This is a genomic window from Rhodoferax sp., assembly GCF_010365055.1.
Lineage (GTDB): Bacteria > Pseudomonadota > Gammaproteobacteria > Burkholderiales > Burkholderiaceae_C > Rhodoferax.
Map to the genome: position 1 here is coordinate 1 of NZ_JAAFHA010000098.1, position 13,985 is coordinate 13,985.

11 protein-coding genes are annotated in these 13,985 nt (G+C 64.6%); 4 read left to right on the forward strand and 7 right to left on the reverse strand.

What is annotated here, in order from left to right; translation table 11 throughout:
* Positions 1 to 21: 21 nt before the first annotated feature.
* The 4 genes from GZ093_RS17165 to GZ093_RS17180 all read right to left on the reverse strand — a co-directional run bounded on the left by GZ093_RS17165 (position 22) and on the right by GZ093_RS17180 (position 4,928).
* The gene (locus GZ093_RS17165) at positions 22 to 1,269 is read right to left on the reverse strand and encodes a cyclopropane-fatty-acyl-phospholipid synthase family protein (RefSeq protein ID WP_296488319.1); all 1,248 of its coding nucleotides are present in this window, start codon (positions 1,267 to 1,269) and stop codon (positions 22 to 24) included.
* 16 nt (positions 1,270 to 1,285) lie between these two features.
* On the reverse strand, positions 1,286 to 2,077 hold the full coding sequence (locus tag GZ093_RS17170; protein ID WP_296488320.1) for a DUF1365 domain-containing protein: 792 nt from the start codon (positions 2,075 to 2,077) through the stop codon (positions 1,286 to 1,288).
* Between the two features lie 22 nt (positions 2,078 to 2,099).
* Positions 2,100 to 3,455, reverse strand: coding sequence for an FAD-dependent oxidoreductase (locus GZ093_RS17175; RefSeq protein ID WP_296488323.1), 1,356 nt, complete (start codon positions 3,453 to 3,455; stop codon positions 2,100 to 2,102).
* Positions 3,456 to 3,686: 231 nt separating this feature from the next.
* The gene (locus GZ093_RS17180) at positions 3,687 to 4,928 is read right to left on the reverse strand and encodes a phosphohydrolase (RefSeq protein ID WP_296488324.1); all 1,242 of its coding nucleotides are present in this window, start codon (positions 4,926 to 4,928) and stop codon (positions 3,687 to 3,689) included.
* Between the two features lie 115 nt (positions 4,929 to 5,043).
* On the opposite strand from GZ093_RS17180, the gene rfaE2 reads away from it, so the two are divergent.
* Positions 5,044 to 5,556 (forward strand): D-glycero-beta-D-manno-heptose 1-phosphate adenylyltransferase, encoded by a 513-nt coding sequence (gene rfaE2, locus GZ093_RS17185; RefSeq protein ID WP_296488327.1) that lies wholly within the window; start codon positions 5,044 to 5,046, stop codon positions 5,554 to 5,556.
* 203 nt (positions 5,557 to 5,759) lie between these two features.
* Here rfaE2 and GZ093_RS17190 read toward each other — a convergent pair whose 3' ends face one another.
* Positions 5,760 to 6,929, reverse strand: a complete 1,170-nt coding sequence (locus tag GZ093_RS17190) for an FAD-dependent oxidoreductase (protein ID WP_296488330.1) — start codon at positions 6,927 to 6,929, stop codon at positions 5,760 to 5,762.
* A 134-nt stretch (positions 6,930 to 7,063) separates the two neighbouring features.
* Here GZ093_RS17190 and ald point away from each other — a divergent pair, with 134 nt between their 5' ends.
* Positions 7,064 to 8,179 (forward strand): alanine dehydrogenase, encoded by a 1,116-nt coding sequence (gene ald, locus GZ093_RS17195; protein WP_296488333.1) that lies wholly within the window; start codon positions 7,064 to 7,066, stop codon positions 8,177 to 8,179.
* A 4-nt stretch (positions 8,180 to 8,183) separates the two neighbouring features.
* Here ald and GZ093_RS17200 read toward each other — a convergent pair whose 3' ends face one another.
* Positions 8,184 to 11,348, reverse strand: a complete 3,165-nt coding sequence (locus tag GZ093_RS17200) for an EAL domain-containing protein (protein ID WP_296488336.1) — start codon at positions 11,346 to 11,348, stop codon at positions 8,184 to 8,186.
* A gap of 120 nt (positions 11,349 to 11,468) precedes the next feature.
* Here GZ093_RS17200 and GZ093_RS17205 point away from each other — a divergent pair, with 120 nt between their 5' ends.
* Entirely contained in the window at positions 11,469 to 12,317 is an 849-nt protein-coding gene (locus tag GZ093_RS17205) for a PA4780 family RIO1-like protein kinase (RefSeq protein ID WP_296488339.1), read from the forward strand.
* Positions 12,318 to 12,337: 20 nt separating this feature from the next.
* On the opposite strand, the gene GZ093_RS17210 is transcribed toward GZ093_RS17205, so the two are convergent.
* A complete protein-coding gene (locus tag GZ093_RS17210) occupies positions 12,338 to 13,171 on the reverse strand; it encodes a M14 family zinc carboxypeptidase (protein ID WP_296488341.1) in 834 nt (277 codons plus the stop codon).
* Between the two features lie 129 nt (positions 13,172 to 13,300).
* On the opposite strand from GZ093_RS17210, the gene GZ093_RS17215 reads away from it, so the two are divergent.
* The gene (locus GZ093_RS17215) at positions 13,301 to 13,819 is read left to right on the forward strand and encodes a flavin reductase family protein (RefSeq protein ID WP_296488343.1); all 519 of its coding nucleotides are present in this window, start codon (positions 13,301 to 13,303) and stop codon (positions 13,817 to 13,819) included.
* The last annotated feature ends 166 nt before the right edge of the window (positions 13,820 to 13,985 follow it).

Here is a 13,985-nt window from a genome sequence, read left to right on the forward strand (position 1 = left end):
CTCGTGCGCGGCGCCAGACCCTCAGGCGGCGCGTTTTTGCAGGGTGTACTGGACGACATCGGTGTTTTCCTCGTCAAAGGCCGCTTCGCAGTAGGCCAGGTAGAACTCCCAGATGCGCACAAAGCGCTCGTCAAAGCCGCTTTGCAGCACCTGCGTGCGCTGCGCCAGAAAGGCGCCTCGCCAGCGCCTCAGCGTCTCGGCGTAATCAAAGCCAAAGGCGTATTCGTCCACCACCTCCAGCCCGGCGGCGTTGGCCTGCTGGCGAAATTCGCGCGGACTCGGCAGGCAGCCGCCCGGAAAGATGTACTGCTGGATGAAGTCGGTGGAGCCTGCGTAGCGCTCAGCGAGCGCGTCGGCGATCACGATGCTTTGCACGCAGGCGCGCCCACCCGGTTTGAGCAGTTTGGCCACGGTGGCAAAGTAGGTCGGCCAGTACTCGCGGCCCACAGCTTCGACCATTTCAATCGAGCAGATGGCGTCAAAGGGCGCGTCCGCAATGTCGCGGTAGTCCTGCAGCCGCAGGTCGGCTTGCATGCCCGGGCCGGTCGGCACTTTCAAACGCCGCAGCCGCTGCTGGGCAAACAGCAGTTGCTCGGTGCTCAGCGTCACGCCGACCACGGATGCGCCCAACTCAAGCGTCGCCATCTCGGCCAGAGCGCCCCAGCCGCAGCCGATTTCCAGCACGCGCTCGCCCGGTTTCACGCCGGCCATGTTGAGCGCGCGGCGCACTTTGGCGTCTTGCGCTTGCACCAGGGACAAGCTCAGGTCGCCGGCAAAGAGCGCGGCCGAGTAGTTCATGCTCTCATCGAGCCACAGGCGGTAGAACGCATTGCCCAGGTCGTAGTGCGCGTGGATGTTTTTCTGGCTGTTGGCGCGGGTGTTGCGGTTGAGCAGGTGCTTGATGCGGTACAGCAGCCGCCCGGCCCAGCTGCCGTAGACCACGCCTTCGACCTCCTGGCGGTTCTTCACCAGCACGCGAAGCAACGCGCTCAAGTCGGGCGTGCGCCAGTCGCCCGCGATGTAGCTCTCGGCAAAGCCGATGTCGCCGGACTTGAGCGCCGCGCCAAACACCTTCCAGTTGTTCAGGTGCAGCGTGGCGTGCGGCAGGGCTTCGGTGCCAAAGCGCTGCATCGAACCGTCGGGCAGTTGCAGCGTCAAGCTGCCATGGCGCAGGCTTTTGAGCAGCTTGAGGACGCTGCGGGCGGCGGCAGGCGTTCCGGGGGGAATCACAAAGGCGGGGGGGGCGGTGCTGATGTCGGTGTTGTTCATGGTGGACCTCTGGCGCTTAGCGGGTGGTGAAGGTGGGCGGTGGTGGCGGTTTGCCAAAAAAGCGGGCTTTTTTCAGAAACAATCGCAGCGCCTGCCAGTGGATGCGCCCGACCACGAACAGCGTCATGGCCGGGTAGCGCCACAGCGCGCGGCGCATCGAGCGCGCTGTCAAAGGCCTGAGTGCACCGCTGACGCTGGTCTCGATCAAAGGCCCCTGCGCGTCGTCAAAATCAATGCGCGCCACGGTGCGCGTGCGATCAAAATTGAGCATGAAGCGGAAGCGGTAGCCGCCTTCGACCGGGCAGAACGGCGACACGTGAAACACCTTGTCGGCGCGCAGCTCAACGCCATAGCGCGGCGCGTCCAGCAGGTAGCAATGGCGTTCGCCAAAAGTGTTGTTGACCTCGACCACGATGGCGCGCAGCGTGCCGTCCAACCGGTGGCAGTACCAGAAACTGACCGGCTTGAAGGTGAAGCCCAGCACGCGCGGGTAGCAGTGCAGCCAGACCTCGCCGCAGGCGTCGTCAATGCCTTCGCGCGCCAGCAGTTCGTCCAGCCAGGCCAAGGCGCCGCCTTCGCCTGGGCCCCGGCCATCGCCATGGTCTGCGTCAAAGAAACTCAAGGGCGCGAAGCAGTTGCGCGCCAACGCTCCCGGGCCGCCCTGCTGCAGGGTGCGCATCGGCAGCATGAGGAAATAGGTGGCGTAGGCAAAGGCGTGCTGCACGGGCTTGAGGCGCGTGTGGCGCACCTGGCCAAATCCGATCAGGGGCGCGGCGGGCGGCAAAGTGGGCGAGGCGGCGGCGTTCATGGCGTTGTCAAAGTTTGGGGCGTCAGGCCACCAACCGGGCCGGGGCCGGGGTCGGTATCTGCTCGGGATTCGCCAGCAGCGCCTGCAAGCGCGCCGCCACGTCCAGCCCTGACTTGAGACCGTCTTCATGAAAGCCGTAGCCGGTCCAGGCGCCGCAAAAATAGGTGCTTTGCTGGCCTTGCAGCGTGGGCAGCTGGCCCTGGGCGCGGATGGCGGCGACGTCGAACACGGGGTGCGCGTAGTCAAAGCTGGCGTGAATCTGGCGTGGGTCAATTTCTTCGAGCGGGTTCAGCGACACCAGCACCGGCTGCGTGAACGGCAGTGGTTGCAGTTTGTTGATGAGGTAATGCAGGCAGACGCGGGCTTCATCCTGGCGCGCACCGGCCGACTGCTGGCGCCCTTGCGCCAGAGAAGCGCGCTGGTAGTTCCAGGCGGCCCAGGCACGACGCTGTTGCGGCAGCACCGAGCTGTCGGTGTGCAGCACGGCGCGGTTTGGCTGGTAACGAATCGCGCCCAGGGTCTTGCGCTCCAGCCAGCTCGCATCCTGCAAGAGCGCCAGCGACTGGTCCGAATGGCTTGCCAGCACGACCTTGTCAAAGCGTTCGGTCTGGCCGCCAGAGCTGATCAGCACGCCCTGGGCGTCGCGGCTGATGCGCTGGACCGGGGTACGCAGGCGCTTGTCGGCAATCTGCGCCACGATTTTGTCCACATAGTGGCGCGCGCCGCCCGCCACCGTCCACCACTGCGGTCGATTCGTCACCTGAAGCAGTCCGTGGTTGTGGCAGAAGCGGATCATGGTGGCCACCGGAAAGCGCAGCATCTGGTCAATCGGGCAGCTCCAGATGCAGCCCAGCATCGGCAGGAAATACCAGTCGCGGAACTCATCTGACAAGTCATGCTGGCGCAAGAAGTCCAAGAGTGGCTGCATCAGCTCAGCTTCCTGGCCGCGTTCGGCGAGGGCGCTGGCGAGCCGGTTGAAGCGCAGCACGTCGCGCAACATGCGCAAGAAACGCGGGTTGGCGAGGTTGCCGCGCTGGGCAAACACGGTGCTGAGCGAGGAGCCGCTCCATTCCAGCGGGCCACCTTGGCGCGCGCCCGGCACCTGCACCGAGAACGACATGTCGGACTTGACCGTGGCCACGTTCAGCTCGGCCAAGAGCTTGATCAGCTGCGGGTAGGTGCGTTCGTTGAACACCAGAAAGCCGGTGTCGACCCCGTGCGTGACCGCCCCGGTGGGGCCGTCCAGCCTCAGGTCAACGGTATGGGTGTGGCCGCCAAAGTAGTCACCCGCTTCAAACAGGGTCAGCTCAGCCTGTCCGCGCAGCAGGTGCGCCACGGCCAGGCCGGAAATGCCGGAGCCGACGATGGCGATCTTCATGACGCCCGCCGGTTAAAAAGGCAGCGACGGCCCCCGGGGCGAAACTCAGGCCGACGCGGATTGGGTGGAAGAGGTGTTTTCATCTTGGTCTAAATTACTTTGAGGTAATTTTGTGACCAAGTGGTAATTTATCGCCTCATGCAGTAAATTACCCTGGAGCGTCTCGTGGTTATTGCTGAGCCACACCGCCGGGCACATGCGCCCGCGGCGGCGAACATGCCGGTTGTCCGGCTACCAGGAACGGTCGGAAACCGGCTGCTTGGTCAGGGCCAGCAGACGCTCGAGGTTAATTTTGACCTTGACCTCGCGCTGCGCCACCCCGATGACAATGCGGAATTCGCGTTTGCTGGTGTCCCGGACGATGAGCTCGCCGTTGGGCATGCCGCTGCGGTTGACCACCACCGCGACGCGCGGCGTGGTGGTGTTGGCGCCGCGTTTGATCACCACCGCGATCTCGTCGGTGGCCAGGCGCACATAGGTGCCGGGCGAGTAGATGCCCACGGCCTTGATCAGCGCGGCACCGGCTTCGTCGATCTGGCGGTTTTCATCAAAATAGCTGGCCTGCATGGCGCTGGCGGGCGATTTGGCCGCACGCGACGCGCGCGGCGCCAGACAGGCCGCAAACATGTCGGCGCGCTGGATCAGGCGCGCCAGGCGCTGCCCCTGGCTACGCCCCGCCAGCGGGCCCGGCGTTTTGGTGTGGTGGTGGAGAACGGCCTCCAGCCAGAGAGGGTCGGTGATGCCCAGTTTTTTGAGCAAGGCCACCGCCAGGGAGGCATGCTGCTCGATCACCGCGCGCTGCTCCGGGCTCGGCTCGGCCGTTTGCATGGCCAGGCGGTTTTGCATATCGGTCATGCCGACGTTCATGGTCAGTGCCGCCTTGCTCAGCAGCGTCTCCAGCGCGGCGGGCCACTTCAGCACGTCGCGGGCGGCCAGGCTGCAGATCACGCTCACCAGCATGGCGTGGGTGGCGCTGTAAAGCCGCACCTCGCTGCCCGACAGGTGCATCAGCGCAAACAGCGTGCCATCCGGGTTCTGGCTCAAATGGCGCCTCAGCTGCGCCTGCAGCTTGTCCACGCGGGCGCAAAAACTAATCGGATTGACATCGAGCAGCATGGTCTGGGCCTGCGCCTGCAGGTCCAGCCAATCGGGCGCGCTGGTGTCGACGGTGTCTCGGGTGGCGCGGCTGCTTTCGAGTTCAAAGGTGGAAAACTGGCTGTCGGCAATTTGTCCCAGCGGCTTGTCGTCGCGCACCAGACTGTGCAGTTTGCCGACATAAGCGCGTTGGTAGTCCTCTGACTCGGCAACGTCGATGAACAATCGATTGCGATTCGTGCTGATGACGTCCAGATCCGCCCGGCTGCGCACCACAAAACCCTTGGGCGCCAACAGGATGCCACCCTCGTCCCACAGAGAAAACGGCAGTGGGCGACCAATGAGAATGGAGTCGAGGTTGACAGTAACGAGATTCATGAAGTGGTGGATTATGCCAATGCGCCGCAATTTTCGATAAGCGCTGGGTCGGCCGACCTCACGAATGGGCTGGTGTGAGCTTAATGGATGCGGCGAGCCTGCTAGCATCAAAGTCATGCGCAATACACCCACCAATTCCGCCGTTATCGGCGTTGCGGCCCTGACCGACAAAATTTGTGCGCCGGCGCAGCTGCTGGCCCGCGTGGCCCAATTGCCCCGGCCACTGGTCTTCACCAATGGCGTGTTTGACGTGCTGCATCGCGGTCATGTGCTGTATCTGGCGCAGGCGCGCGCGCTGGGGGCCAGTCTGCTGGTGGCGCTCAACACCGACGCCTCCGCCCGCCGTCTGGGCAAGGGGCCGGACCGCCCGCTCAACAACGAGGCGGATCGCGCCTTCGTCATGGCCGCGCTGGCCGCCACCAGCTTGGTGACCTGGTTTGACGAAGACACGCCCTTGGCCCTGATCGCGCAGGTCAAGCCCGACATTCTGGTCAAGGGCGGCGACTACGATATGCGCAAGCTGGCCGAGACCCAGGTCGTCGAGTCGTATGGCGGGAGGGCGCTGGCGCTGCCGTTTGTGGACGGCTACTCGACCAGCGCGCTGGTGCGCAAGATTCGGCAGGGTTGAGAGCGCACGCCGTTAACTATATTTATAGTAGCGTCTCACCTAGGCAGGACGGGGGCTAGAGGCTGATTCAATATATATCATGGCCGCCCCACGCCTGAACCAGGCTGAATTCCAATTAATCTGTGCCTTTTAGGGTTTCAGCCCTCGTCCGATCTGCCTGAGTAGCTACTATTTTTGATATCTCCGGGTGGGCGGCGGCCGCCTCAAGCGCACACCGCTTCCTCGGCCAAGGCCTTGGCGTGCTGAGCCAACAGCCGCTGCGGGGCCAGCATCGCGCGGCTCAAGCCATGGGCCGCGATGTGCGGCGGAATCGGCAGGCCGCGCACCAGGGCGGCGCAGGCTTCGCCCATGGCCGCCGAGGTCTGGATGCCGTAGCCGCCTTGCGCAGCGACCCAGAAAAACCCGCCCGGCTCGCTGGCGAAACCGCCGACCAGGTCGCCGTCGGCCACGAACGAGCGCAGTCCGGCCCAGGTGCGGGTGGGCCGGCGGATGCTTAAGGTCGTCACCTCTTCGATGCGGTACATGCCCAGCGCCACGTCCAGCTCTTCAGGCTGCACATCTTGCGGCGTGGTCGGGTCGGCATTGGCGGGAGAGCCTAAGAGCAGACCCGCTTCGGGCTTGATGTACCAGTCCTCGCTCATGCCGATGGCCATCGGCCAGTGCGTGGTGGCCAGTTCTGCGGGGGGCTCAAAAATGAAGGCCGAGCGCCGGCGCGGCTCCAGGCCGATGGGCTGCACGCCCGCCATGCGGGCCACCACATCGGCCCAGGCGCCAGCGGCGTTGAGCACCACCGGGGCTTCGTAGCTGACAGCGCCCGCTTGCACGCGCCAGCGCCCTTTGGCGTGTTCCAGCGCGGTGACCTCGGCGTCACAAATCAAAGAACCACCGGCGCGGCGCAGCCCGCGCAGATACCCCTGCAAGAGCGCGTCCACGTCCATGTCAGCGGCGTCGGGCTCGTACACGGCACCCAGCACCTGCTCCGGGCGCAGCGCGGGCACCAGCGCACAGGTGGCGGCCCGGTCAAGCAGTTGGGCATTGGCAATCAGGGCGTGCATGGTGTCCCATTTTTCGGCCAGCAAGGCCTCTTGCCCGGGTGCTGCCACCAGCAGCGCGCCGCGCGGTGACAGCAAGGCGTGCTCGCTAAAACCGTCAGGCGGCGCTTGCAGGAACGCCCGGCTGGCCATGGTGAGGGCGCGCACTTGCGCCGTGCCATAGCTTTCCATGAAGATCGCGGCCGAGCGGCCGGTGGCGTGGTAGCCGGGTTGTGACTCACGCTCCAGCACAATGACGCGGCCATGCGGCGCCAGCCAGTAAGCGACCGAAGCAGCGGCAATACCGCCACCGATGATGATGAAGTCAGCCTGTTGGGACATGGTGTCTTGCCGGATAGTGAAAAATTGCAGTGTCTGACAAAAGACAAGCCATTTCCACACAAATAAGACTAATCTCGATTTCATTCGCGCCGCTAATAATTGGCAGCCCGCTCACAACCCACCTGGAGCACAACATGCTGGTCGGACTACCCAAGGAAATCAAAAACAATGAATACCGCGTCGGCCTGACCCCGGCCAGCGTGCGTGAGCTCGCCGCGCACGGGCACCCCGTGCTGGTGCAGCGCGGCGCGGGCGCGGACATCGGTCTGAGCGACGCGCACTACGAGGCGGCGGGCGCCACGCTGGCCCTTGATGCGGTGACCGTGTTTGCCCAGGCTGACATGATCGTCAAGGTCAAGGAGCCGCAGCCGCAAGAGTGCGCCATGTTGCGCCCGGGGCAGATTCTGTACGCCTACCTGCACCTGGCACCCGACCCGCGGCAGACCGCCGCCCTGATCAAGTCGGGCGCGGTGTGCATGGCGTACGAGACCATCACCGGCCCTGGTGGCGGCCTGCCCTTGCTGGCGCCGATGAGTGAAGTGGCCGGGCGCATGGCGGTGCAGGCCGGTGCGGCGCACCTGGAAAAGTCCAAGGGCGGCATGGGCGTGTTGCTCGGTGGTGTGCCCGGCGTGGCGGCGGCCCAGGTGGTGATCATCGGCGCCGGTGTGGTCGGCACGCACGCCCTGCAAATAGCGGTCGGCATGGGTGCGCGGGTGACGGTGCTGGACAAGAACGTGGACCGGCTGCGCCAGCTCGATCTGGTGTTTGGCAACCGCGTCACCACCGTATACGCCAGCGCGCACAGTGTCGAAGAGGCCGTGCTTGAGGCCGATCTGGTGATCGGCGCGGTGCTGATTCCGGGCGCCGCCGCACCCAAGCTGGTGACCCGCAGCATGATCTCGTGCATGAAAAAAGGCGCCGTGGTGGTGGACGTGGCGATTGACCAGGGCGGCTGCTTTGAGACCTCGCACGCCACCACCCACGCCGAGCCCACGTTCATGGTGGACGGCGTGGTGCACTACTGCGTGGCCAACATGCCGGGCGCCGTGGCCCGCACCGCCACCTTCGCCCTCAACAACGCCACCATCGCGCACGCCGTGGCCTTGGCCGACAAAGACTGGAAACAGGCGCTCAAAGACGACCCACATCTGAAAAACGGCCTGAACGTGGCCGGCGGCCATGTCACCTATGAAGCGGTTGCCCAGGCGCTGGGCTACCCGTATGTGAACGCCGATAGCTTGCTGGCTTGAGGCGTCAAGCCTGCTGCATGAACGCCTCGAACGCATCGATGGGTACCGGGCGACTGTACAAATAGCCCTGATAAGCGTGGCAACCCTGGGCCGCCAGAAAGTCGCGCTGGGCCGTGGTTTCCACGCCCTCGGCGATCACGCTCAGCCCGAGCGTATCGGCTAGCGCAACGACCATTTTGGCGATGGCGGCGTCGTTCGCGTCGAGCAGGATGTCGCGCACAAAACCCTGGTCGATCTTGAGTTGATTCAGCGGCAGTCGCTTGAGGTAGGAAAGCGAGGAATAGCCGGTGCCAAAATCGTCCAGCGAAAAACCCACGCCCTGGGCTTGCAAGGCGCTCATCTTGCTGATGATGCCTTCCAGATCCTGCACCAGCAAGCTCTCGGTGAGTTCGAGCTTGAGTCGCTGCGGGTTGGCGCCAGTGCGCTTGAGGGTCGCCAGCACCTGCGCCACAAAATCGCTCTGGTGAAACTGCAGCGCGCTGACATTGACCGCCACCGTCAGCCGGGCGCGCGCGGGCTGGCTGGCCCAGCGCGCCAACTGGATGCAGGCGGTCTCCAGCACCCATTGGCCCAGCGGCAGAATCAAGCCAGTCTGCTCGGCCAGGGGGATGAACTCGGCGGGCGGCACCAGACCGCGCAGCGGATGCTGCCAGCGCACCAGCGCCTCCACGCCACTGACAAGGCCCTCACCGTTGACCTGGGCCTGGTAGTACAGCAGAAACTGGTTGCAGAGCACGGCCTCGCGTAAATCGGCCTCCAGCGCCGCCAGCGCCATGACGGCGGTCTGCAGCTGCGGATCAAAAAAGCGCAGCGTGTTGCGCCCGGCAGCCTTGGCCTGGTACATGGCCAGTTCCGCCCGCTTCAGGGGCTGATCAATGCCTTCTTGCTGCCGGTCGTCAAACAGGGTCACGCCAATGCTCGCCGTACTGCGATGCACATGACCGGCGATCTGATACGGCTGGCTCAGCGCGAGCCGAATCTTCTCACCTGTGCTCTCGGCCTCGGTCGCGGCCTCCACGGCGTTCGCGCTCAGTGCTTCCAGCAGCACCACAAAGGAGTCACCGCCCGGACGCGCCACCGTGTCGCCCTCGCGCACACAGTGGCTCAAACGCTGCGCCACCTGCAGCAACAGCTGGTCGCCCACGTCATGGCCGTAGCTGTTGTTGAGGCTCTTGAAGTCATCCAGGTCAATGTACATCAGCGCGCCCTGGCGCCCGTGCCGCGTGCCGCTGGCCAGCGCCTGCTCCAACCGGTCCAGCAGCAGGCGGCGATTGGGCAAACCGGTCAAGGTGTCAAAGAAAGCCAGACTCTTGATCTGGTCCTGCGCCGACTTGTGCGTGCTGAGGTCGGTAAACGTGGCCACGTAGTGGGTCGGCTGCCCGGCCGGGTCTTTGACCGCGCTGATGCTGAGCCATTGCGGGAACACCTCGCCGTTCTTGCGCCGGTTCCAGATTTCCCCCTGCCAGGCACCCTCGCGCGCCAGGCTCTCCCACATGGCAGCATAAAAGCCGGCGTCGTGACGCCCGGAGCTGAGCAGGCGCGGGTTTTGGCCGACGGCTTCCGCCGCGCTGTACCCGGTGATCGTGCTGAAGGCCTGGTTGGCGCGCAGGATGACACCCTGCGCATCGGTGATGGCCATGCCCTGCTGCGACTCAAAGGCGGTGGCGGCAATGCGCAGCTCGCATTCGACCCTGCGGCGCTGGGTGATGTCGGCGATCACGCCGACCAGACCCTGCTCAACACCGTTGGCATCCACAAAGCGCTGGCCGGTCAGGTGGCCCCAAAACTCGGTCTGGTCGGCGCGCCAGTACAGTCGCTCCAGATCCACCGACTGCAGGGCGCTGTCCAGCAAGGCCAGCATCTGTTGGCGCCCGGCCTCGCGCTGCGTGGGGTGTACCAGCGCCACGTAGTCCATGCCCTGCAACTGATCGAGCGGGTGGCCAAACAGCGTGGCCATGCGCTGGTTGGCCTGTGTGATGCAGCCCTGACGATCCACCAGAAAAATCGCCACGCTCGATGTATTCAGAATCTGCTGCAGCAAGGCCTCGCGCTGCCCCAAGGTGCCCAGCAGGCGATTGAAGCCTTTCACGACCTGGCCTATTTCATCGGGACGGGTCACCGGCAAGGCGTGCAGCGGCTCTTGCTCATCGGCCATGGCCGCCAGTCGGCGTGCAGTGGCCAGCAGCGGCGCCAGCTGGCGCTGCAGCAACCACCAGACCAGTACGCCTGCCAGCAGCGTCAGCAGGCCGGTGGCAAGCCACATGCGCTGCTGCATGGCGCGAATCGGGGCGAAGGCTTCAACGGTCGGCAGCACCGCCGCCACGTGCCAACGCGCCACCGGGATGGCCTTGCTCGAAGCCACAACTTCGACACCCAGCGGATTCGGAATGTCGATCAGCGCAGAGCCCTGCTGACCCAGAACAAAACGGTCGATGGCCGGGTTCAGGCCGGGGCCTGGCAGCGCCCGCATCACCTGACGCTGGCCCGAGGCCATGATCACCAGTCGACTCTGGGGCGCGACCAGGAAATAGGCGCCGGTCTTGCCGTAGCGGCTTTGCGAAATGACGTCGAGAAAACTGGGCTGGTCCAGGCGGGTCAAGCCGACCAGGGCGCCGACGACCTGGCCGCCACCGTCGTGGATCATGGCGATGACCGGGAACACGGGCTGTTTGAGCAAACGCTCGTGGGTCGGCGGGCCAACACTGGTTACGCCCGCTGCCAGCGCTGCCACCAGGGTCGCACTCTGGAAATAGTCAGCGCCGACGCCGCTGGCCCCAGGCGCGGCCGCGAGCACCCGGCCGTCGGGTCCGAGAACATGCACACCGGCATTGAATAACGTGTGCAAGATGACCCTTTGATCAAGGAACAGCTGCAGCGCCGACGGATTTTTCAGCAGTACTGGATCAAGCGCATGCGCCACCGCCTCCAAGCCAGTGACCCGAACCTGCAGCGCATGGGCCACCTGGTCGGCCATCTGCGAGACAGTGGAAAACTGCTGTTCACCGAGCAGGCGCTCCATGTCCTGGCGCAGCATGCGGCTGGCGTAATACGACAGCGACCACAGGCTCAGCGCAAAGACCAGCAGCGTAATCAGCGTGACTTTGGTTTTGAGCGACTGCCGCGGAAACACCGTGGCAGGCATGCCGCTGTTACCCTCGGAACGGGTCATTGGTCTTCCAGAATTGCGACGCAAATCAGTGATTGCGTGGTCATGTGTCTATCCCCGGCGTGGAGTATAGCGACGCCCGACAGGCCACAGTCCGGCGCCACACAGTGCAAAATACCGCCCATGAAACCACCCGCAAGACTGCAAACGCTGATTGAAGAAGGCCTGATCGACACCGTGGTGCGCCAGTTGATGAGCGGCAAGGAGGCCACCGTCTACGTGGTGCGCCGCGGGGACGAGACCTGGTGCGCCAAGATCTACAAGGCAGCGACCGAGCGCAGTTTTCGCCAGGCGGTGGACTACACCGAAAACCGCAAGGTCAAGAACTCGCGCCAGGCCCGCGCCATGGCCAAGGGCACGCGTTTTGGCCGCGAGGCGGCCGAGGCCGCCTGGCAAAGCGCCGAGGTCGACGCGCTCTACCGACTGGCCGGCGCCGGTGTGCGCGTGCCCAAGCCGCACAACTTCATTGAAGGCGTGCTGCTGATGGAGCTGGTGACCGACGCCAAAGGCGACGCCGCGCCGCGCCTCAACGATGTCGTGCTTGAGCCCGAGCAGGCGCGCACGCACCACGCCACGCTGCTGCTTGAAGTGGTGCGCATGTTGTGTGCCGGCGTGGTGCACGGCGATTTGTCGGAATTCAACATTCTGCTGGGGGTGGACGGCCCGGTCATCATTGACCTGCCGCAAGCGGTGGACGCGGCCGGCAACCAGCATGCGCAGCGCATGCTGTTGCGCGATGTGAACAACCTGCGCAGTTTCTTCGGCCAGTTCGCCCCCGAGTTGTTGCAGACGCACTACGGGCATGAGATCTGGGACCTGTACCAACGCGGCCTGCTGAGTCCCGAGGTCGAACTCAGTGGCCGCTTTGAACACAAGAGGGGTGCCGTGAATGTGAGCGGCGTGCTGCGCGAGATTGGTGACGCCCAGGCTGAAGAGACGGCGCGCCGCGTGCGCATGCAGTTGCTACGCTGATTGGCATAGACCGGGCCGGGTCAGCGCGCCGCTTGCCGCGTGCCAGCGGGGCTGATGGTTTGTCCGATCCACTGCTGCAGATCGCGCCACATCCGGTGTATCTCGGCGTTGGTGGGCGTGCGCAGGGCATTGGCCAGTTCGATGGTGACGACCGGCATGCCCTGCTGCAGGCCGCCGTAATTGCCCAGCGAGCCGGGGAATACGCCCAGCTGCTCCAGATGCAAACGCCCGATCCGCGTTGGCGGCCGCACCGGCCCGTCAAAATCGAGCACGCCATAAGGCGCATGAATGCTCACCACCAGATCGGGGCGAAAGCTCTTCATCTGGTCAAACAAGAACTTGGACTCGGGCTCGCTCAGGGCGCTCTTGCCGGGCCAGCGGCGCGGGTCTTTGCGCACCTTCTTTTCCCAGTAAACCACCGACTCGCGCGCCCAGTTGGGTGTGGGGAAATTGCGATTGAGGTCGACCCCATTGGCATTCATGCGCCGCGCCGGCCGGCCAAAAAGCCCGTCCGGGTTGAGGGCGGGAATGAAGCGCCAGTGAACCGGCGCGGCCTCCAGTTGCGCCAGGCGCAGCCAGTGCAGCGCCAGTGAGGCCGACGACAGCTCGTCGCCATGCATGGCGCCAACCACCAGCACGCGCAACGGCGCTGCGACCGGCCCCAGGTCGCGCGTGTAGATGATGCGCCCCTTGACGCTGCGCGCCGCGCTCGCCTGCAACTGCGCGCTCTCACACAAGGCGCGCGACACATTAGGTAAGCGGGCGTAAAAATCATCACACAGCGCGGCACCAAAGGCATTGGTCACCAGGACAAGCGCCGCGGCCAGGCCCGGCAAAAAGGGGGGGAGGTGCATGGCTGGATTCTAAAAGGCCACCCGACGGCGACGGTGTCGGCTGCCGGTGGGTTGTGGCTTGGCCTTGTTTTTTCCGCTGGTATCAAGGGGCAGCACGAGCCGGTAGGCTATTTCGGGTAAATTGGGAGCATGTCCTTGCCTGATCGGCGCCGCCTGGCGCAAAAGCCCAATTTTTCCGCGCCCGAGTTTCGCCTCGCCCTGGGCATGTTTGCCACCGGGGTGACGATCGTCACCGCCCGCACCGAGGATGGCGCGCTGGTCGGGCTCACCGCCAACTCGTTCAACTCGGTGTCACTCAACCCCCCGCTGGTGCTGTGGAGCCTGGCCCGCGCCGCCGCGTCGTTGCCGGCCTTCAGCACCGGCTCCCACTACGCCATCAATATCCTGAGCGCGCAGCAAAAAGCGTTGGCCAAGCAGTTTGCCGCGCGCGACGTCGACCGCTTTGCCAACGTCGAGTTTATGCCCGGCGTGAGCGGGGCGCCGCTGCTGGTCGGCGCGGCGGCAACCTTCGAGTGCTTCAACCGCAGCCGCTACGAGGAAGGCGACCATGTCATTTTTGTGGGCGAGGTCGAGCGCTGCAGCCACCGCGCCGGCGCCGCGCCGCTGTTGTTTCATGGCGGCAAGTTTTACACCGAGCACCCCTTGTAAGCTAAGTTGCGAAGGGAACGGGTGACGACGCCTGGCCAGCACGCATCAATTTCGCGGAATTTTAGACTAAATTAGCCTGTAGCCCTCTACAGGGACTTCCCACCAAATCAAGAGGTATTGGATTTATTTTTTGATAGGCGGTATTCATTGCATTGATGTAAACGAA